Below are 21,629 nucleotides of genomic sequence, written 5' to 3' on the forward strand. Positions count from 1 at the left end.
CCGCAGCCTGCAGAGATAATTTCAGCCGAGAATCTTCTCTCTCACTCGCTCTTTTTCTGCAAAGCAGGCTTTCCCTTGCGTTATATGTAAGAAGCTGATATATGATTTCTACAATATCCTCTTCTGCAATCTCTCCTCTGTCATATGTCTGAAACGAAATAACGATTTCCATTTCATTCTCCCTGCAGAACTTGGACATATAAAAAAGAATCCCGTCCACAAGCCAGTCATTGCAGTAAATTCCTGTCTGTACTGCTTCATATTTCTTTTTCAAATCTCTCATGTATTTCCAGAGTTTTTTCTGATTTGCTTTGGAAATTTCTCCATGCCTAATCTGGTCCGCAATCATGTTGATCTGATCAATCCGTAAATCTTCCCGACTCGATTCCATTTTCATAATCTGCTGTTTTAATACCTGCAAATAGTTGTCCATAAAAGATGTTTGAGTGTACAGAAAAGCATTTGCATTCTCTGTTTTACTGCGGTACTGTACAAAAAGGCAAAAGCACGCAATGCTTCCCACAACTGACACCATAAGTATTGGCAGCATAATCCATCCGTTAAAAACATCACCATTTATAAGCCCCCGAAAACTTGTAGCAATCCCGGAAATAAAATAAAGTCCTATGATTGTCCATCCAGTTTTTCTATGTTTCGGTTCGTATGTCTGGAGCCACGACAACAAAGGTTTCAAAAACCATATTTCAATTTTTACCAAAAAATACATCAATGGTAACGTCAGAAAATCAACCATCATGAACGGAAGCGCATACCCCATTGGGTCTCCTCGCCCCTCCAATGAGTTAATGGCTGCTAAAACGATTCCAAAAATGACAGCATAATTTACCTCACATACTATCTGCGCCAGTCCTATTTTCAATACACTGCCTAAATACATACAGCTCCAAAGGATTATATAAACCAGTGTCGAATAGACAATTAAATACGATAATTTCAAAACACGAAACCATATTTCCTCTCCCCAAAATACTCCAAGAACATATTCCAAAATGATGGTTTTTCCTGCCCATAACAGTCCTCGTATCACCCAGGGCACCGCCGTTTGTCTCTTTGTGACCAAAATACTGTTTAAAAAAATAATAGAAGTCAAAATATATTCAATTCCAAAAATCAGAATTCTCAGACATGTACCTGCAATTTCCATAGTTTTCTCCATGTTACGACTGTATTTCCAGGTGAGATACATTCGTTTCCGCATTATTATCCCTGCCCGCCAAAATAGTTTCTATTTTCAGCTGATTTTCTTCTTCTACAGTCTGCATATTTCCGCCAAATTGTTTTACGCAGCGTCTTAACGTCTTAATAGGTTTTCTGCTCTGAGAATGATGCCTCAATCTCTGCAGCAATGTTCTCTCCTTTGCCCTTCTATCTTCCGGCACTTTATATTCCAATCGGAAAATAACCTGATTCTTTACCGTTCCGCCGTACAACTTTATTGTACTTTCTCTCTGTCCATCCTCTCTGTTTTTTGTCAGAGCAGTTTCCAGCAGACACATCAGAACCTTTCCCGCGCACATCTCATCCAGACTGCCCTTCCTGTATCTGGCAAATGATATTTCCAAAATCAGATTTTGTCTTTTAAAAATATCTGCGTAATAATACAAAACAGAATCTACAAACATATCATCACTGTACACTCCCGCCTGTATTTTCTGATACTGGTTTTGTATTGCCTTTATATAGTTTTCTATCTGAACTGTTCCCTCAAAAACTCCTATCTGTTTTATCTTCTCCATTTGTTTATCTATGATTTGCTGTTCCATTTCCATATTCTGGATTTGCTGTCTGACCGCCTTCATATGCAGCATCATCAGATTTTGCTTTATGTTCAGAAATTCATGTTCCTGAAAAATCTGCTGCTGATATTTTCTGTAACTCCAGGCAGTAAGGCAAAAAGCTGCAATCAATACCAGAGCCACAATTAAGATTCCCATTTTGTATGTTCTGAAGATTCTTTCCAGGCTGTTTAGTGTACTCTGATAAAATCCAACTCCAATATAAAGAAAAAAGATAACTGTCCAAAATTTTTTATGCTTTAATTCCTGATTTCTAAATCTGGAGATCTTTTTTCCGCAAAATGTCCGGACCAGAAACCGAATGCAAAAGAACGTAGCGAAACAAAGCAGGCAGAGTAAAACGGTTCTCCATCCAAATGGTCTGGAATACATATCTTCTATTCCAGACCCCGGATTTTGAAGCAATATGATGCTGCCTCTGCTGATTGTCAGAGCCAGCAATTCTCCGCTGATACTGATGAGAACACTTTTTATTATGCTGTCTTCATATGTATACCAAAACGCAAATAAATATAAGATAATATGTACTGTTTTTATAAACATAAGGAGCCACTGCGCCGCCAAATAGTGTTCTATATCTGCACTTAGTCCCATTTGAAAAACACAGTCTATTATGATTATTTTTACCGCACAGCAAAGGGCGATCCACTTTACAGAATGTACTCTTCTTAATAACTCATCCTGGACCAGTATCGCAATGGCAGAATGAATGGTTCCAAAGATTATGAGATTCATTATAATCACCTTTTGCCCGGCCAGGTTCGCCCAGATTTGTCCCCACATGATTACTTCTCCCTCTGCATTTGAATACTAATCTGTTTCTTCTCCCCTTTGATTTCTGACGCGATGATTTCCCCATGATAAGGAACTATTTTTATCGAAAGACTTCTTTTCAAGTCTCTTTTCAATTTTTTTATTGATTTCACAGAACAAAATGAAGCATTCAAAATCAGCTGATTTCTCACTGCCTCTGCCTGCAGGAATAGGGAACGGGAATCTCTCTTTTCTTCTCTGCAACGCAGACTTTCCCTCACGCCATATGCAAGCAGCTGATATATAATTTCTGAAATATCTTCTTCTGAAATGTATCCCCTGTCATATTTTTGAAAATAAAAAGATGCTGCAATTCCATTTTCTCTGCAAAATTCTGCCATATGATAAAGGACTCCATCCACCAGCCAGTCATTACAGTAGATTCCTGCCTGTATAGCTTCATATTTTTCTTTCAGATTCTCCATATAGTTCCATAATTTCTCCCGGCTGAATCCTTTCATTTCTTCATTTTCTATCTGTCCTGCAATTCGATTCATCCGGGTTATCTGCGAACTTTTCTGATCCGACTCTGCTGTCTGTATCTGCTGCCTTAACAATTGAAAATAGTTTTTCATAAATGCCGTCTGGGAATATAAAAAAGTATTTGCCTGCTCTGTCTTCTTGCGATACCGCATGAAAACCAGAAATCCCACGATACTCCCTGCAACGGATACGATAAATACCGGAAACACCGTCCAGTCAATAAAAACATTTCCATTGTCAAGTCCCCAAAAACTTGAAATAATTCCTGAGATAAAATATCCTCCTACAATGACCCATCCAATTTTTCTATATTTCACTTCACGAACCCGAATCCATGATAATAAAGGTTTTAAAAAATGTATTTCTATTTTTACCACGCCATACGTAACCGGAAACAGCAAAAGATCCGGCAGCATAAACGGAAGCATATATCCCATCAGTTCTTCTCTGTTCTCCAAATAATTAAAAATAATCAAAACCGCACCTATAATGATGCAATAATTTACTTCACACACAATCTGTGCTAATCCGGTTTTTAAGACACTGCTGGAATACATACAGCCCGCCAGGATGATATATACTAAAGTGGAATGGATCGTTATATAAGATAATTTCAAACATTGGAACCACAGCTGGTCTCCCCAGAATGAACCCATAACATATTCCAGCACAAGCGTTTTGGTCATCCACAATATGGTGAGCATAAACACAAACAGGATGGTTCTTTTTTTCTTAATCAGAACTGTATCTAAAAAGGTTATGTTAATTAAAACATATGTCATCCCCAAAATCAGAATCCTCAGACATGTTTCTGCCATCTGCATATTTCTTTCCTCGTTCCTACTCTTTGCAGCATAAGATAATCTCCTCTTCGAAGATCCCTTCTTTTTCATCTACTCTGATTTTCATCGTGCCGGAATATTTTTCTACAAGATTTTCAATAATCTTTGTTCCGATTCCATGCTCCTCTTTCCTGGCCTTACTGGTCTCAAAAGTTACTTTCTCCCCTTTCTGAACTCGATTTCTGACATGAATCCATATATTTTTCTCATCCCGGCGCATAGAAAACCAGACTCCTTTTTCATCACCATCTGTGATTCGATCCTGTGCTTCAACAGCATTATCCAAAAGATTATGGAGAAGCCCTACAATATCTATTTCTTCTATTCCATTATAAATACAGTCCTCTACTTTTACATCAAATAGTATGCCTCGTTCCGCGCACTGTTCCTTCTTAATCGTTAAAATGGAGTTGACCAATTCATCTCTGCAAAATTCCTGATGCTTCAACAAGTCATATCTCTGCTTCAGATTATCCATATATTCCTGTATTTCACCGGAATCGGATTGTCTCCCCATAAGTTCTTCCAATGTCTGGATATGTTTTGCCAGATCATGCCTGTATTTTCTTGTGGCGTCAATTCTGCTTTGTATTCCGGCGTAAAATTCTTCCATGGAAAACATATACGACTGCATCAGACGATTTTCCTGCTCCATCTCACGTGTCTTCATAACACCAGCAGCAAGAATAAAGCATACAAGCAGCGCAATACATAAAACAATCGGTATCCACATCTATCTATTCCCCCTTCATATCTATTTTCTAAGATATCTGTGTCAATGCCCACCGCATGAAAGCTTCTTTTGTCGATTTTCGATAACTTCGGCTGATCATAATTCTTCTGTCATCATTCAATATGAACAAATCTGAAAGCATTTCCCTTACCGCCGGCAGGTATACAATATAACTGTTATGGCATCGCACAAAATCGATCTCCGGCAGCTGTTTCATTAGTTCCGCTAATTTTTCTTTAATCTCATATGTACCATATACTGTTATGATATTGGTCTTTCTTCCGCTTCTCTCAAAGCAGATAATATCTGCCGGGGCAAGACTGATTTCTTTTCCCTTAATAACAGAAAAGACCAATTTCTCACGGCTCTGTGCAAGTTCATGAAGTACTTTCCCGAAAATTTCGCCAATTCTTTCTCCGAACTGCTCTTTTAACGCAAAAAACACATGATCTGTGTGATAAATCTCCGTCGCGTAATAAAGATAGTTGGTTAAATAAACAATCTGACAGTCTTTCCACTTTTGATTGATCTGTGCTGCCAGATCAATTCCAGTCACATCTTTTTCTTTCTCCTCTTCCAGGACAATATCCATAAAAATTACATCCAAAGAAGGACCCGGCCATGAAGTCAGTTCCTCCGACGAGGTGAAACAGTGTACTCTTATCTCCGTTCCCGTCTTTTTTCCATAGTCTTCTATTATATTTCCGGCATTCTTCTGCCAGATTTTATCGTCATCGCATATCCCTATCTGCATTTTTCTCCTCTCTTCTCATCAGTGCTTTTAAATAATTATAGCTTAAGATTGATGCGATTACAATCAATACCTTATGTTTCTATATAATAGAATTAATTCCTGTTTTATACTATATTTCCAATTATAAACACCGCAAAAAATATCATTCCGAGGCCTGACAGAATCTTTCCTATTTTTGCTCCCAGATCCTGATTATACTTCCCTGTCACCCAGGCAGCCGCCAGCTGAATGACAAAATATATGATCAGCGTGTAATGGATTCCCTGAAAGGACAGCGCCCCTCCCTGATTTCCGGACCATATGGGAACACCCCAGGATACCAGAAACATATCCCCCAGGCACATCCCCATCCGATAAGGAAACCCGAACAGCCATCCAAGCAGTGACAGACAAAAGCCGTAAGTTCCATAACCTGCCGGTTTTGCTCCGCTGGCTTTCCAGCATTTTTTCAAACTCCAGAAAACCAGATAGCCTGCCAGACATCCAATGGCATTGGCAGTCACGTCGTCTATATCTGCCAGTCTTCCTGTGAATAAAAACTGAATGATCTCAATTCCAAGAGACAGAATTATCCCAAAGCCAATATATTTCCAATGCCATTTTGTATCCTTCTGAGAGATCAGCGGCGGAAAAACACCGGCCGGAAGAAATAAGAGTACATTTAATAAGAAGTAACTGGCGTCAAAATCCTGAAAGGGAATCATTTGATCATTATGTGCATTATGAATCGACCAGGGCGCTGCAATCCCTGTAATCATCAGAAGCGTCACCAGATACACCAGGGCGATATAGTATAAAATATAATCCTTTCCCTGTCCGGCAGACTTTTTTAAACATATTTTGTGGAACCCATAGAGCATCAGTGTCAAAAGAAGCCCGATCCAGCAGGCTTTTGACAAATATGACATGCCGATTAATAATTTAGAAACTATCATAATCCTTCTCCCTCTATCTGATCTTCGGAATGGTATATCGAAATCCGGTTTCTTTTTTTATTTTTTCTAATTGTTTCAGCTTCTTCTCCAGATCGCTTTTTCCATCATAATGAAGATATCCCTGACATTTCACTGATAATAAAATCTTTTGAAACTCCCCGGAATCGTTCTCTTTCAGACTGAGAGACGGAAAGACAAGCATCCGGTCCAGCAGTATTTCTTCATTGTCCAGTGAAATGCCTGCATCCTTTTTAAAAAATCCCCTGATCTGGAATTTCAGATCTTTTTCCCCCAGATACTTCCCCTGGAATGTATCTCCGGCTTTGAACATCTTCTGATAAGAGGCCCCTGCCAGCACTGGAATGATCTGCTCCGCTCCTCTTTGATAATCTTCTTTTCCAAACATCTCCCCTGTCCCAATCAACTCATTCATTTTCTTCTGGCAGACAAAATTGTAAGATACCTGCAGAGATTCAAGGGGTGACAGAATCTGTCCGTTGATTTTCTGATTCATCGCGTCTTTTCCCCCGGAAACATATGCTTCATCTCTGGGAAATTTCCCCAGATACTCAATATCCTGCCGGCCGACGTCATAATAATCGCCGCCAAAAGCATTGTTCAGCATTTCGTAAGTTTCCTTTAAAGTATCATAAGCATCTTTTTGCTTTAGAAAGTCTTCGAAACTGCTGTCTCTGCTGTCATAATCATCTGTGAGCATCCAGTCCCCACCTTCTGATACTGTAATTTCCTGAGATTTTTCCGCAGTGTCCTGCGAAATCACGATTCTGCAGCATCCGTACAGCAGCCCGGCAGCTGCCAGGATAATCATTAATTTTTTCAAAATCCATCCCCCACTTTGTTCATCTATGTTTTTATCAGTATATATTATCAATCGTGATCCATCAATATATTTTCCTTAATTTATTCTCTTCCCATTGCGCCGCAGCCTGGTTTCTGCTAGAATGATATCAGAACATACGTTCATTTTTATCAGGGAGGGTACACCATTGGAATATTCATTAGAACAACTGAATGAAGAACAGCTCCAGGCAGTCACGTCCACAGAAGGATTCGTGCGTGTCATCGCAGGCGCCGGCTCCGGGAAAACCCGTGCGCTTTCCCACCGTTTCGCTTATCTGGTCAACGATGTCGGCATCCTGCCGGGGAATATTCTCTGTGTCACATTTACCAATAAATCTGCCAATGAAATGCGTCAGAGAATCCACCAGCTGACCGGCGACAATGATACCGGATATATCAATACCTTCCATGGATTCTGTGTATCCATCCTTCAGGAAGACAGCCATGTGGTACAGTATCCGAAAAATTTTCTTGTGCTGGATAATTCCGATATTGATTCCATGCTGAAGATCATCTATGAAGAGCGTGGACTGACTCTGCGTCATATGACGTTTGCCAAAGCCAGAGATATGATTGAAATCCGCAAGTTATTTAAGAATCCGGACTATTATCTGGATATGATCACCATGTCGCTGGACACTCTGCAGCACAAATATCTGCATGCCTCAGATCCTTCTGATATTATTTTTTACGGTTATCTGTACCAGGAAAAAAAATGTTTCGGCCTGGATTACAATGACCTGATCAAATTTTCTTTATATATTTTTGAACAGAATGAGGAAATCCGCCTGAAATGGCAGCAGCGGCTGGAATATATTATGATTGATGAATTTCAGGATATTGATGCGCTCCAATATAAGCTGATGGAGGTCTTATGCGGACATCACAAAAATCTGTTTATCGTAGGAGACCCGGATCAGACCATTTACACCTGGAGGGGCGCCAATGTAAAATACCTGTTTCACTTTGATAAGGTATTTCCTGGAACTGAGACGATTATGATGACAAAGAATTACCGCTCTACGCCTCAGATTCTTGCCGCGGTAAATTCTCTGATTGATAAGAATGAACATCGAATAAAAAAAGACCTGATTCCAATACTTCCTGATGGACCGTCCGTTCTTTGTTATCATGGAGACAGTTCTCTGAAGGAAGCACAGTGGATCATTTCTCAGATAAAGAAACTTCAGAAATCCGGTATTTCTTATGATGATATGACTATTTTATACCGGGCCCATTATATCACCCGCACTATTGAGGAAGTACTGCAGAAGGAAGAGATTCCTTACACGATATACAGCGGCGTGCAGTTTTTCGGCCGGATGGAGATCAAAGACGCTCTGTCTTATCTGCGCATGATTGCTTTTAAAGATGACCTGTCTTTCCTCCGGATTGTCAATGTGCCGAAGCGCAATATTGGAGAACGGCGCATCCGTTTCCTGCAGGAATACGCACAGCAAAACCACGTATCTCTGTATGACGCCTTGAAAGAAACCATTCATCATCCGATTTTTAAGGGGACAAAGGCGGCTTCTTTTATCGATTTGATTGAGTCATTTTCGGATACCTATGAAGAACAGACCATTTCCGAACTTCTGTCCGAAGTCCTGGATCAGAGCGGATATGAAGAAATGCACCGGACCGCCGGCAGCCAGGAACGTCTGGACAATCTGGCAGAATTGAAGCAGTCAGTTTATGAATATGAAATTTCCTGCGGAGAAGAAAGCACTCTGGAACATTATCTGGCCCACGTCGCCTTGTTTTCCAACAGTGACGCCCAGGATTCCAAAGGCAAAGTGAAACTGATGACGGTTCATGCCGCCAAAGGACTGGAATTTCCTTATGTTTTTCTGTGCGCCATGAATGAAGGAATCTTTCCTTCCAAGAAAACTTCCACCATAGACGGTATGGAAGAAGAACGGCGTCTCGCTTTCGTAGCCATGACAAGAGCGCAGAAACGACTGTATCTGTCTGAAAGTGAAGGGCGGAATTTTGACGGCTCCATGCGGTATCCGTCCCGTTTTCTCCTGGATATTGACGAATCTCTTCTGGAATACGAGCGGAAGCCTTCGGATCCATTGATTTCTGATACCAGAGCTTACATCCGTTACAGCAGCCGGTATCTGGACGGATATCAGCCGGAAAAGGAAATATTTGAGATTGGTGATAAAATCCGTCATAAAATTTTCGGTCTCGGGACCATCCTTCAGATTGATTCATCGAAACAAGCTTATCTAATCCAGTTTGACCGTATGAATACACCCCGGCAGATCTCTTTCCGGGTAACATTAGAAAAGGTCCGATGACATATTCATCGAACCTTTTCTGATATTTAAGAAGGTATACACATCCTCTTTTAAACTTCACAGGAAGCAACGACTTTATATTCTTCCGGAATGCCGTAATCTTTTTCCACCGGTTCCAGTTTCCACTGAATCTGGCACAGTGACTGTTCAATGACTCCTTCAAAATACAGCATCGCGATTCCCGCGTCAATCTGCTCTTCGTATTCATTTGTCTCTTCATCATCCCTCACTGTCAGAATGATTTTAGAACCATCGATCAGGAATCTCCATGGCTGGCGGTTTAATGTAGACGGCGCCCTTCTGGCATAATCCATCGGATCATAAAGAGCCCGCTCTGTCAGAGTATCTACATCGGCTTCCTGTCCCCACTGATCAATATAAACGATCTTCTGCAGCGGAAGTCTTCCTGCTCCGCCTGCTGATTTCTTCTTCATATCAGCCTGCGTATAATTTCCACCGGTCGCCACTGCTCCCGTTGTGATCTTTCTTGCTTTCTTTCCATATCCTAATGCAATGATTCCCACAACCTCTTTGTCTGTTACAAGATTTAATTTATGGATCACGGTCTTACTGTCTTCAAATGTAATCCAGCAGGAGGCAACTCCCAGTTCATTTGCTTTCAGGCAGATTCCCTCTCCTACATATCCTGCATTTTCAATATAATGATCTTTCTTTTCTGAAAGAAGAATCGCATAATGAGGGGCGTTGATCATGATTCCTTTGTATCCTGCAAACCCATCTAACTGACGATAGACCATATCATAATCCATGAAACGGATATCTACCGCAATGTCCTCCACAAGTTTCGGACAGGTTCTCGCATAGTCCCGTATCTCCTTTGCTGTCTTTGCGTCGATCGTCTTGTCTTTATAATCACGCACTGAATATTTGTTGGCAATGGTTTGTCTGTAATCCATTGTATTCGCCTCCTTCTCTCTTGTTTTTTCTATTATACCACATATGGATCGGAAATTCCGTGGAATCTTGCACTTTTCTTCTTTACAGGTTCAACCGGATCTTATAATGTTCCAGCCAGTAATTGACCTGCAGCAGATAAGCCGTCATCTGCGGCCCTGCCATCAATTGTCCATACCACGGTTTTCCGTAATCTTTCGGACTTTCCAGGAATTTTTCTACCTTTTTCTTATCCGTCAGCTGATTGATCGGAGCCTCGCCTTTTGCCATGACCCTTCTCAGTTCCTCAGAGAGCATCCTCTCATAATCAGGATCATAGGTTTTCGGATAAGGACTTTTTCTCCGGTACAAAACTTCTGGCGGAAGATCTTCCTTTCCTGCTACCCTCAGAAGTCCTTTTGCCTCGCCATTGAGGCACTTGATCTTCCACGGAACATTATAAAGGTATTCCACAATCCTGTGATCTGCAAACGGCACTCTGGCCTCCAGTCCGGAGTACATACTGGTCCGGTCCATACGGTCTAATAATGTTACCATAAACCATCTGAGATTTAAATAGGAAATTTCCCTTCTGCGGGACTCAGTGGAATCTTCTCCATATAATTTCGGCGTCTCATCAATGGTCTTTTGATAAGCTTCCCTGGAATATGATTCCAGATCAATCATTTTCAGGATATCATCTCTCAAAAGCATTTTTCTTGGTTCCATATCCATAGACCACGGAAAATTGTCGGCCTCAAAACATTCTTTCTTATGAAACCATGGGTATCCTCCAAAAATTTCATCTGCGCACTCTCCTGTCAAAGTTACCTTATGGCTTTTGGCTACCAAAGAGCAAAAATACAGCATGGAAGATTCTACATCCGCCATACACGGCAGATCTCTGGCATCCACTGCCCGGTAAAGATCAGAAATCAGATCCATATTCCCGCACTCCAAAAATGTATGATTCGTTCCGGAATACGTTACCATTTTCTCTACCCATGGACGATCTTCCGATGGCTGAAACGAGTTGGCCTGAAAATACTGATGATTGTTCTGAAAATCAAAAGAAAAGGTATCCAGCTGTTTCCCTTCTTTTTTCAGAGTTTTCGCGCAGATCGAAGTTACCAAACTGCTGTCCACCCCTCCTGAAAGAAACGTACAGATTGGAATATCCGAAAGCATCTGCATCCGAACGGCATCATGAACCAGCCAGGATGTTTTCTCTATGGTTTCCTTAACAGAATCCTCATGAGGCTTTGCCTCCAGTTTCCAGTAAGCATGGTCTTTCCATCCTTCTTTTCCATATTCAATCAGATGCCCCGGAAGCACCTCGCGGATTCCCTGAAAGACACCTTTCCCATAGGATTTTGCCGGTCCAAGGCCAAACACTTCTCCCAGCCCTTCTCTGTCAATGACCGGTTCCACTCCCGGGTATTGAAATAACCCTTTTAGTTCAGAAGAAAACACCAGCGTATTCCTTTTCATTGTATAAAACAATGGTTTTACACCAAGGCGGTCCCGAAACAGATACAGCTTTTTTAAGGCTCCGTCCCATATGGCAATAGAGAAAATCCCATTCAATTTTTCCACAAAAGCTGCTCCATAGCGCATATACCCGACTAAAATGACTTCTGTGTCGCTGGTCGTCTGAAATTTCGCACCTTTTCTCTCCAGTTCATTTCGAAGAGATTTCATATTATAAATTTCTCCATTAAAAATAACCGCACAGTCTTTCCGGTCTTTTTGGCGAATCATCGGCTGATGTCCGTTTTTCAGATCAATGATGGAAAGTCTCACATGTGCCAGACCGCATTCGTCATCCAGATAGGTGCCTTCATCATCCGGGCCCCTGTGCTTTTGGATCCGGTTCATATCATCCAATACTTTAATCCAGGATTCTTTTTTTCTGTGATACTGTTCCCCGGGATTTGAAAATCCTGCAATTCCACACATATATCTCTACCTCTTTTCTTTTCCATTTACCGGCTGCAAAGAACAGGCTGGTACTGTCTTCCCTTCAGCGCCTCCAGCATTGCCGGAATGATCAGCCCGGTATCTGCCGTCATAGAATTTGGCTTTTTTACCGGGTCGTCCTGTCCAAACGGGACAAAATATACATTCTTACTGTTTAAAAGATACCCGATATTTTTAAAATTCATTCCCAGTGCATCATTGGTTGCCATGGAAATCAGCAGCGGTTTCCCATTTCTTAAATGAGCCTTGGCCGCCATCAAAGCCGGGGTATCTGTAATACCGTTTACCAGCTTTGCCATAGTATTTCCTGTGCAGGGAAGCATCAGCAAAAGATCAAAACACCCTGTCGGCCCAATTACCTCCGCCTGCTCTATGGTCAGCATCGGTTCCTGTCCTGTTATTTCTGTTACTTCATGGATAAAATCCTTCGCTCTTCCAAACCGGCTGTTAATCGTCTGAGCAGAATCAGAAAAAATCGTCTGTACTTTTGCCCCCTCTTCCACCAGTATTTTTATCCCTTTGATGGCTTTTGCAAAAGTACAAAAAGACCCTGTCATGGCAACGCCAATCCTTTTATTTTCCAGCTTCATATTCTGTTTTTCCTTTCAGTTTTATCACTTTTTCCGCCAGCCGGATCCCGGAAGACTTTGGAGCATAAATTCCCGGAAGACTGGGGCAGAGATAACTTTGCACCTGAAGTTTTCCGGCAGCTTCCTGATCAACGCCTCCTGGAGCAGACGCAATGTCTATAATACAGGCATCCCTGGACAGACGCTTTAATTCCGGATACTTTAATACTACAGCCGGAACCGTATTGAAAATATAATCAAATCTCAGGATATGTCTGGACAGTTCTCCAAAATCCATACTGGAAAATCCCACTGCTTCGCTCTCACTTCTTGCCCTGTCGCTTCTGGCACATACTGACACTTCTGCATCCATGCCCTTTAGTTTCTGCGCCAGCACCTTTCCACAGCGCCCATACCCAAGTACCAGACACCGGCTTCCATGAAGATTGACCGGTTTTAATTCCATTGCCTTTACAATGGCTCCTTCCGCTGTCGCAATCGCATTATAGATCGCAACATCATCCATTTTCATAAAATCATAGACTTCCACGTCTTTTTCCCGGCAGACTTTTCGGATCTTATCTGAAATACACCCTCCAAATAAACTCTGTCCCGGACGCAGTTCATCCATCAGTTCTTTTACCCAAAGACCGCCGTTTTCCAAATCAGAGGTGATCTTTTTTTCATCTTTTGAAAACACCACCGGCCCGATAATACTGTCTGCGCCAGACACTGCTTCCTGCAGACTTTCTCCACGCCTGCAGCCCGGATCCAGATCTTTTTCTCTGATACCATATACAATGACCCGATATCTACGGTTCTTTAATTCATTGGCCAGATATACCTGACGGCGGTCCCCGCCGATTACCGCAAAATCATACTGCATTTCCCATTCCTGTCTTTCTCGTATTCTTCATTAATATATGTTGCAATTCTTCTTCTTGTTCATCCCTGAGTATGGTATAATGAAATCAATTTGTACGATACGTAACAGAAGGGAGAATGAACATGAATCTTTTAGACGCTATACAAACACGCCATTCTGTACGCTCCTATACCGACCAGAAAATAGAAGGAACAGTAAAAGACGAATTGTCATCCTTTCTCCAGGAATGCAATCAGGCCAGTGGTCTCCATATGCAGCTTGTTCTCAATGAACCAAAGGCATTCAGCAGTTTTATGGCTCGTTTTGGAAAATTTTCCGGTGTCAGCAGTTATATTGCCATTGCCGGTAAAAAAGACAACAGCGCAGAAGAACTTTGCGGATATTATGGTGAAAAAGTTGTTTTAAAAGCTCAGCATCTGGGTCTGAATACCTGCTGGGCTGCAATGACTTACAATAAAATCAAGACAGCGTATAAACTGGAAAAAGACGAAAAAATCTATATGGTCATTGCCATTGGCTACGGAAAACACCAGGGAACTCCTCATAAGAGCAAATCGGCTCAGGATGTGTCCAATCTTTCTGATGCTTCTCCTGAATGGTTCCGAAACGGTGTAGAAGCCGCGCTTCTGGCTCCTACAGCAATGAATCAGCAGAAATTTTATTTCACTTTGAATGAAGATCAGACTGTTTCCGCAAAATCCGGCATTGGTTTTTACAGCAAAACAGATCTGGGCATTGTCAAATATCATTTTGAGATAGGTGCAGGTACTGAAAACTTTCAATGGCGTACAGATTCTTAAAGGGACTTGACACATTATGCTATAATGATAATAGGTGCATAGAAACCCTGCATACAAACAAGAGCTTCCACTACACTGGAGGCTCTTTTTCATTATAACGGCGATGCCCCGTGAGGACGCAGGAAGATGCAGCTATGCATTTTGACTAACGTTGATTCAAGGAGGTATATCAAATGAACACATTAAACGCAGAAAAAAGAGATATGAAAGTAAAGGCAAAAAAACTAAGGCGAGAAGGCTATATCATCGGAAATCTGTTTGGTAAAGATATTGAAAACTCCATTCCACTGAAATTGGATTCCCATGACACGACCATGTTTCTGAAAGATCATAAAAAGGGAGCGCACATCACCCTGAACATCGACGGAAACAATACAGAAGCTATGATCAAAGAAATCAACTATAACGCACTGAAAAAAGATATTGAATTTATTAACTTCCAGCAGCTGGTAGCCAATGAAAAAATCAATGCCGCAGCTCCGGTTGTCCTGTTAAACGAAGGTTCTGTTCAGAATGGTATTGTAGAACAGTCCTTATCTGAAATCGAATACGAGGCATATCCGGCTGATCTGGTAGAATCCGTAGAAATCGATCTGGCAAATTACAAAGCCGGCGACCTGATCCATGTAGAAGATCTGGATATTGCAAAAAACGAGAAAATATCTCTGATTACTTCTCCGGATACAATCGTTGTAAATATCGCAGAGCCGGAAGCAGCTCCAGATGAAGACGAAGAAGAAGAGTAGAAATAGAAAACAAAAATCAGGCAGGACTAAAAAGTCTGCCTGATTTTTTTATCTGTTACTGAATCTCAAATGTAAAATCATTCAGTGTAATGTCAAAGTTATCGCTGTATGCGCCAAGCTGCAGTTTAAATGATTTATCCGGATCCATCTTCTTGAACAAAATAATTCCTGTATCGGAAGATCCGGCTGAAATCGTATCTTCCAGCTCATCATACCCAGCCATATAGGACTCATCACTCAGTCCGATCTGCTTCCCATCCTGGATTGCTTCTGCGGCATATGCGTAAATATTTACCGTATCGCTGGAATCATTTTCTGCTTTTACATATATCCTGGTTTCTTCTTCCGCAAATTCAACTTTCTCCACGGTTACCTTCACACCATGCTGGGCAGAGGTCTTATTCACCGTGATTTCTTTCACCGTTGGAGCCGCAACATCCTGATATGTTGTCTTCTCCACAGATACTGCCTGGATCTGAGGACAGGAAACCTTTCCTCCCACGACATTCTCTCCGGTAAATTCTCCGGTAATCCAGCCATCAACAGAAATATAATCTTCGTTTTCAAATTTTTTATCTGTTACTACAATAAAGTTTTTATCGTAATCCTTTATGTCATACCAAACCTGAAGAACATAAGTTCCGTTATCTTCTTCTACATTAAACACCTGTCCTTTGATCTTGATATACTTATCCTTGTACTTATCCGGATTCGTAAATACACTGCCAATCTGATCTTCTTTTACATATTCTTTTTCTTTCGGCGGCTTATTAGAATTACCACTCACCAAAATCAAAACTGCGGCAATTACAACCACAACGGCGATGACAATTCCCCAGACCAATTTATGACTTACTTTCTTTCCACACTCCGGGCATACCTTAGCGCCTTCCGGCAGTTCTGCATTGCAATGTTTACAGACTCTCTTTTTCGACTTTTTCATAAACTTTTCCTCCTATTTTTTATACGTTACTATTATACAACAAAAAAAGTATCTTCAGTTACATTCTTTTTCTTTTTTCACAAAAGAAAGACAGGAAAACCCGTGCTTCCCTGTCTTTCTCTTAAATTCCTGGTTCCTAATTTCCGCAAAGCAGAAATTATATCCCATTTTCTGATTATTTGCTGTATCCGTTTGGATGTGTGCTGTGCCATTTCCATGCAGTCGCAATAATCTCTTCCAGATCTGCATGTTCTGGTTTCCATCCAAGAACTGTCTTTGCTTTTTCACTGGATGCAATCAGTGTTGCCGGATCTCCGGCACGGCGTCCTTCTTCGATTGCTTTGATTGGCTTTCCTGTTACTTTTCTTGCAGTCTCGATGACTTCTTTTACCGTAAATCCAACACCATTTCCAAGGTTGAAGATGCTGCTTTCATTTCCGTCCATCAGATATTTCACTGCCAGAATATGTGCCTGGGCAAGATCTGTTACATGAATATAATCTCTCACACATGTGCCGTCTTTTGTATCATAATCAGTTCCGAAGATGCTGATGGCCTCCCGCTGTCCGTTCGGGACCTGTAAAATCAATGGAATCAGATGAGTTTCCGGATTATGCGCTTCTCCAATCTCTCCACTTACATGAGCGCCGCAGGCATTAAAATAGCGAAGGGATACATAACGAAGTCCATGAGCCTTTCCTACCCATTTAAACATCTTTTCCATGGACAGTTTTGTTTCTCCATATGTGTTGGTCGGCTCTGTCTTATCCGTCTCTACGATCGGCACTTTTTCCGGCTCTCCATACGTTGCAGCAGTAGAAGAAAAGACAATCTTATCAATTCCATGCGCAACCAGAGATTCCAGCATCGTTTTTGTTCCACAAAGGTTATTGTCATAATATTTGAGAGGTTTTACCATACTCTCTCCAACCAGTGAATTTGCCGCAAAGTGGATGACCGCATCAATATCTTTTTCCTGATCCAGCACGCTGTCAACAAACTCCCTGTTTCTTAAATCTCCCTGATAAAATTTAGCCTTTGGATGCACTGCTTCAATATGTCCTGTCTCAAGATTATCAATGATGACAACCTCTTCTCCTGCATCAATCAATTCATACACTGTGTGAGAACCAATATATCCGGCTCCTCCTAACACTAAAATCTTCATCCTTACTCCGCCTTTCTATAAAATTTCTATAAATCTCTGGAAAGCTTTTCTTCCTTCCTCTGTACATTTATAGACACCTGCATCTTCCAGAACCTTAACAAATACCTGTCCGATCTCCTCTTTCAGAATATCCATCACGTTATCCTGGTTTATCTTATTATATTTTGGCATAAAATCATGAACCCAGTCAATATGTTTCTGCAATTCTTCATAGTTTTCCATCGGTTTATTTTCCACCAGACATTCTGCCAGCAGTTCCATCTCCTTTTTCAGTCTGGATGGAAGAACTGCCAGTCCCATGACTTCAATCAAACCAATATTTTCTTTTTTGATATGATGGTATTCACTGTGAGGATGATACAGCCCCAGAGGACACTCCTCGGTTGTAATATTGTTTCTGAGTGTCAGATCCAGTTCATAGACATCGCCTTTTTTTCTTGCGATCGGTGTGATCGTATTATGCGGTTCGCCATCTGTCTCTGCAAAAATGTATGCTTCTTCATCGGTATAGCCGCGCCATTTTGTTAAAATATAATCTGCCAGATCGATCAGGCGGTTCTCATCTTTGCAGCGAATCCGGATGACCGACAACGGCCAGTGTACAATTCCTGCTTCCACATCTTCATATCCCGGAATCTGAATTTCTTTTTCTATTTGCGCCCGTTCCATTGCGAACTCGTAATGTCCTCCCTGGAAATGATCATGCGTCAGTATAGATCCCCCCACAATTGGAAGATCTGCATTGGATCCAAGAAAATAGTGCGGGAACTGTTTTACAAAATCAAACAGTTTGCGGAATGCATTCCGGTCAATCTTCATCGGAACATGCTCTCCATTGAATACAATACAGTGTTCATTATAGTAAACATACGGAGAATACTGAAATCCCCACTTACTTCCGTTGATCGTCAGCGGAATGATACGATGATTCTGTCTTGCCGGATGGTTCATTCGTCCTGCATATCCCTCATTTTCCATACACAGCTGACACTTCGGATAGGCGCTCTGTTTGGCATTTTTCGCTGCTGCAATGGCTTTCGGATCTTTCTCCGGCTTGGAAAGGTTGATGGTAATGTCAATCTCACCATAAGGGCTGTCAACCTTCCATCTCATATCCTTTTTGATTCGGTATCTTCTGATATAATCGGTATCCTGGCTGAATTTATAGAAGAAATTGGTTGCTGCCTCCGGACTTTCTTCATAATGCTCCCAGAATTCTTTTATGATCTGACTTGGCTTTGCTACCAGAACTCCCATCAGTCTGGTATCAAACAGATCTCTTGTCACGACATCGTTGCTTTTTATAATGTAGCGGTCATATGCCGCATCCAGCAGATTCTTTAAAATATCTTCCAAAACGATCTCTTCTCCGGATATATCCGGTTCTTCATACTCATCCAGATGAAAAATCTCCAGATACTGATTGATCGTATAAATCTTATCTTCCGGCTGGATCAGTTCATGATCCAGTCCATACTGTACCAGCTTTGTAATCTCTTTTTGCAGATCCATCTTATAAAACCTTCTTTCCTCCGTATTTGCGCACTTTAAGTACATGACAGGAACCTTTTCCGAATACATGCTCTATGGTTTCTTTATACATTCCTACAATATCGTTTGGTACAAAAGCCTGTATGGTTCCGGCGAATCCGCCTCCGTGGACTCTGCTGACTCCCCGGTCTCCCAATGCCACATCACTGACCGCAAGTCCGATAGAAACACTCTGATTCTGAAGATCATGACCGGAGTATACATTCTGAAGATATTTGAAAGAAGAATCTCCGGATGCCTTTACCAGTTTTTTAAATGCCTCAAAATCTCCCTGTTCCAAAGCCGCTACTTCTTCATCCACTCTCTTATTCTCTTCAAACAGATGCATGGCACGCAGTACTGCACGGTCTCCCAGGATTTCACGGATCTTCGGCAGATTCAGATAGAATTCGTTCTTATCCACTCTTCTTAATACATCTTCATCAAAGAAATTTGCCACCTTTTTCATCTCTTCCGGAATTGCCGCATAATCGTCTGTCAGATCCGCATGAGACCCTTTGGTATCTACAATACAGAGACTGTGACCATATTCCTCGAAATCAACATTCACCTGCTTTACGATCGGATTTTCCGGATCTTTGAAATCAATGTTAATCAGACCGCCTACGGAAGACGCCATCTGATCCATCAGACCGCATGGCTTGCCGAAATATACATTTTCTGCATACTGTCCAATCTGAGCAATCAAAATCGGATCGACTTTCATGTCATTGTACAGTCCGGAGAAAATATTTCCGAGCAGAACTTCAAATGCCGCAGAAGAAGACATTCCTGCCCCATTTAATACATCACTGGTTATATAAGCCTGAAATCCTCCAATCTCATATCCTTTTTCCTTTAATTTAGACGCTACCCCTTTGGTCAGAGCCTTGGATGTTCCCTTTTCTTCTTCTGACAAATTAAGATCATTGAGATTCACTTCAAATGGTTCATACCCCTCTGATTTGATCCTGATCTGCTCATCTTCTGTTTTCGCAACAACCGCTATAGCATCCAGATTAATAGAAGCTGCCAGTACTTTGCCATACTGATGATCCGTGTGATTGCCTCCTACTTCACTTCTTCCCGGAGCGCTGTAGATTTCAACTTCTTTTTCTCCGTATAACGCTTCAAACGCTTCCAGGGCTTTGATATAACGCTCCTTCTGATATTCCAGCATATTTTTATCCACATAAATATCTTTTAATAATTCCTCATATGCCCCATCTCTAAATGCATCCTTTAACTCCGCAGTAGTTTTTGCCATGCCTGTATCTCCTTTCTAAGACGTTCTTGATTTCTTAAACTTATCGTAACACCGTTTAGTAAATATTTCAAGATATTTTACTAAATTTTTTACTGCATTTTTTAGTAAACAGGAATGAGTTTATCTTCCTTTTCTTCTGCTTCTTTGTTATAATGATTCCAAAACAATTTTGACTCTGGAAAGAAAGAGAGAAAAACCTTATGGCAACAATAAAAGAGATTGCAGAAAAAGCAAACGTTTCTGCCGCAACCGTCTCCCGCGTTCTGAATCACGATGACACTTTGAGTGTCACCACTAAAACCCGGGACCGGATTCTTAGAATCGCACAGGAACTGCATTACATGAAAAAAAAATCCTCCGCCTCCCAGTCTGCTCTGGGTATTTTCCAGTGGTACTCCATGTTTCAGGAACTGGAAGATCCGTACTATCAGGCAATCCGAATCGGTATTGAGACATACTGCGCCAGCCGCCAGATTGAAGTTGTCCGGACATTCCGCAGTGATTCCAATTATCTGGAAGCGCTCAAAGGAGTCCAGTCTCTGATCTGTATTGGAAAATTTGATCAAGAGATGATGGATCAATTTGAAACGATTACGAAAAATATTATTTTCCTGGATATGAAAACATCCCGGATTCGATGCAATACCATTTCCCTGGATTTTACCCAGGCTGTTACGGATATCATGGATTACCTGACCGGTCTTGGCCACAAAAACATTGGATATCTTGGCGGCAGAGAACGTCTGGAAGATGACACCTACTATTTTGAAGAGCGGAAGGAAACCTTTCTCCGCTACTGCCAGGAACATCAACTTATCTTCGAGCCTTATATCAGAGAAGCTGAATTTTCTGCTGAATCCGGCTACCAGATGATGCTGGAGCTGATTCATTCCGGCACTCTTCCCACCGCTGTGTTTGCGGCAAGTGATCCCATTGCACTTGGAGCCATGCGGGCACTTCATGAAAACGGATACAGAGTTCCGGAGGATGTATCTGTCGTGGGATTTGACGACATAAATGTGGCAGGTTTTTCCAATCCGCCGCTTACTACCGTCCATGCCCCGGCAGAATTCATGGGAGAATACGCGGCACACTTTATCACTCTTCTGTCCAAAGATACCTCCCTGGAATACCAGACGCCAGTGCGGCTGACACTTCCATGCTCTCTGGTTATTCGTAATTCCTGCAGCAAACCGAGGGAAAATTTATAATTCTAAAAATGATACCAGCGGTTCCTTTCGAAAGGAGAAGATTCTCCTTCTGAACAGGAGCCGTTTTTTCATATCTTATCCTCTTTTCATT

General features: G+C 41.5%; 19 protein-coding genes. 4 read left to right on the plus strand and 15 right to left on the minus strand.

Annotation, left to right across the window (positions count from 1 at the left end):
• The 7 genes from JMF81_RS02295 to JMF81_RS02325 form a co-directional block, all read right to left on the minus strand.
• Window positions 1-1,165: hypothetical protein (locus JMF81_RS02295; protein WP_201309858.1), on the minus strand; the 1,165-nt coding region annotated here is incomplete at its 3' end.
• 13 nt (window positions 1,166-1,178) lie between these two features.
• On the minus strand, window positions 1,179-2,552 hold the full coding sequence (locus tag JMF81_RS02300) for a hypothetical protein (RefSeq protein ID WP_201309859.1): 1,374 nt from the start codon (window positions 2,550-2,552) through the stop codon (window positions 1,179-1,181).
• A gap of 50 nt (window positions 2,553-2,602) precedes the next feature.
• Window positions 2,603-3,937 carry a hypothetical protein gene (locus tag JMF81_RS02305; protein ID WP_201309860.1) on the minus strand — a complete coding sequence of 445 codons (1,335 nt, stop codon included), beginning with the start codon at window positions 3,935-3,937 and terminating at the stop codon, window positions 2,603-2,605.
• A 16-nt stretch (window positions 3,938-3,953) separates the two neighbouring features.
• A complete protein-coding gene (locus tag JMF81_RS02310) occupies window positions 3,954-4,688 on the minus strand; it encodes a sensor histidine kinase (protein ID WP_201309861.1) in 735 nt (244 codons plus the stop codon).
• A 28-nt stretch (window positions 4,689-4,716) separates the two neighbouring features.
• On the minus strand, window positions 4,717-5,442 hold the full coding sequence (locus JMF81_RS02315) for a LytR/AlgR family response regulator transcription factor (RefSeq protein WP_201309862.1): 726 nt from the start codon (window positions 5,440-5,442) through the stop codon (window positions 4,717-4,719).
• Between the two features lie 104 nt (window positions 5,443-5,546).
• Window positions 5,547-6,377 carry a VanZ family protein gene (locus JMF81_RS02320; protein ID WP_201309863.1) on the minus strand — a complete coding sequence of 277 codons (831 nt, stop codon included), beginning with the start codon at window positions 6,375-6,377 and terminating at the stop codon, window positions 5,547-5,549.
• A gap of 13 nt (window positions 6,378-6,390) precedes the next feature.
• Complete coding sequence (locus tag JMF81_RS02325; protein WP_201309864.1) at window positions 6,391-7,218, minus strand: hypothetical protein; 828 nt, start codon at window positions 7,216-7,218, stop codon at window positions 6,391-6,393.
• A 166-nt stretch (window positions 7,219-7,384) separates the two neighbouring features.
• Between JMF81_RS02325 and JMF81_RS02330 the strand changes: the two genes are divergently transcribed.
• On the plus strand, window positions 7,385-9,544 hold the full coding sequence (locus JMF81_RS02330; protein ID WP_243282520.1) for an ATP-dependent helicase: 2,160 nt from the start codon (window positions 7,385-7,387) through the stop codon (window positions 9,542-9,544).
• A 50-nt stretch (window positions 9,545-9,594) separates the two neighbouring features.
• Here JMF81_RS02330 and JMF81_RS02335 read toward each other — a convergent pair whose 3' ends face one another.
• The 4 genes from JMF81_RS02335 to dpsA form a co-directional block, all read right to left on the minus strand.
• Entirely contained in the window at window positions 9,595-10,461 is an 867-nt protein-coding gene (locus JMF81_RS02335) for a nitroreductase family protein (RefSeq protein ID WP_201309866.1), read from the minus strand.
• A gap of 82 nt (window positions 10,462-10,543) precedes the next feature.
• The gene (gene asnB / locus JMF81_RS02340; protein ID WP_201309867.1) at window positions 10,544-12,397 is read right to left on the minus strand and encodes an asparagine synthase (glutamine-hydrolyzing); all 1,854 of its coding nucleotides are present in this window, start codon (window positions 12,395-12,397) and stop codon (window positions 10,544-10,546) included.
• 26 nt (window positions 12,398-12,423) lie between these two features.
• Window positions 12,424-13,008 carry a dipicolinate synthase subunit B gene (locus JMF81_RS02345; RefSeq protein ID WP_201309868.1) on the minus strand — a complete coding sequence of 195 codons (585 nt, stop codon included), beginning with the start codon at window positions 13,006-13,008 and terminating at the stop codon, window positions 12,424-12,426.
• Window positions 12,992-13,873 (minus strand): dipicolinate synthase subunit DpsA, encoded by an 882-nt coding sequence (gene dpsA / locus JMF81_RS02350; RefSeq protein ID WP_201309869.1) that lies wholly within the window; start codon window positions 13,871-13,873, stop codon window positions 12,992-12,994. Before dpsA ends, JMF81_RS02345 begins: the two co-directional genes overlap by 17 nt.
• Window positions 13,874-13,995: 122 nt before the next feature.
• On the opposite strand from dpsA, the gene JMF81_RS02355 reads away from it, so the two are divergent.
• The gene (locus JMF81_RS02355) at window positions 13,996-14,673 is read left to right on the plus strand and encodes a nitroreductase family protein (RefSeq protein ID WP_201309870.1); all 678 of its coding nucleotides are present in this window, start codon (window positions 13,996-13,998) and stop codon (window positions 14,671-14,673) included.
• A 173-nt stretch (window positions 14,674-14,846) separates the two neighbouring features.
• Complete coding sequence (locus JMF81_RS02360; protein WP_201309871.1) at window positions 14,847-15,419, plus strand: 50S ribosomal protein L25; 573 nt, start codon at window positions 14,847-14,849, stop codon at window positions 15,417-15,419.
• 55 nt (window positions 15,420-15,474) lie between these two features.
• Here the strand turns inward: JMF81_RS02360 and JMF81_RS02365 are convergent, their stop codons facing one another.
• From JMF81_RS02365 to JMF81_RS02380, 4 genes are all read right to left on the minus strand, one after another.
• Complete coding sequence (locus tag JMF81_RS02365) at window positions 15,475-16,362, minus strand: zinc ribbon domain-containing protein (protein ID WP_201309872.1); 888 nt, start codon at window positions 16,360-16,362, stop codon at window positions 15,475-15,477.
• A 175-nt stretch (window positions 16,363-16,537) separates the two neighbouring features.
• Entirely contained in the window at window positions 16,538-17,530 is a 993-nt protein-coding gene (gene galE, locus JMF81_RS02370) for a UDP-glucose 4-epimerase GalE (protein WP_201309873.1), read from the minus strand.
• A 15-nt stretch (window positions 17,531-17,545) separates the two neighbouring features.
• Window positions 17,546-19,042, minus strand: a complete 1,497-nt coding sequence (gene galT, locus JMF81_RS02375) for a UDP-glucose--hexose-1-phosphate uridylyltransferase (RefSeq protein WP_201309874.1) — start codon at window positions 19,040-19,042, stop codon at window positions 17,546-17,548.
• A 1-nt stretch (window position 19,043) separates the two neighbouring features.
• The gene (locus JMF81_RS02380) at window positions 19,044-20,327 is read right to left on the minus strand and encodes a galactokinase (protein WP_201309875.1); all 1,284 of its coding nucleotides are present in this window, start codon (window positions 20,325-20,327) and stop codon (window positions 19,044-19,046) included.
• A 200-nt stretch (window positions 20,328-20,527) separates the two neighbouring features.
• On the opposite strand from JMF81_RS02380, the gene JMF81_RS02385 reads away from it, so the two are divergent.
• The gene (locus tag JMF81_RS02385) at window positions 20,528-21,538 is read left to right on the plus strand and encodes a LacI family DNA-binding transcriptional regulator (RefSeq protein WP_201309876.1); all 1,011 of its coding nucleotides are present in this window, start codon (window positions 20,528-20,530) and stop codon (window positions 21,536-21,538) included.
• Window positions 21,539-21,629 lie beyond the last annotated feature (91 nt).

Origin of the sequence: Anaerostipes butyraticus (assembly GCF_016586355.1) — a bacterium.
Taxonomy (GTDB): Bacteria; Bacillota; Clostridia; order Lachnospirales; family Lachnospiraceae; genus Anaerostipes; species Anaerostipes butyraticus.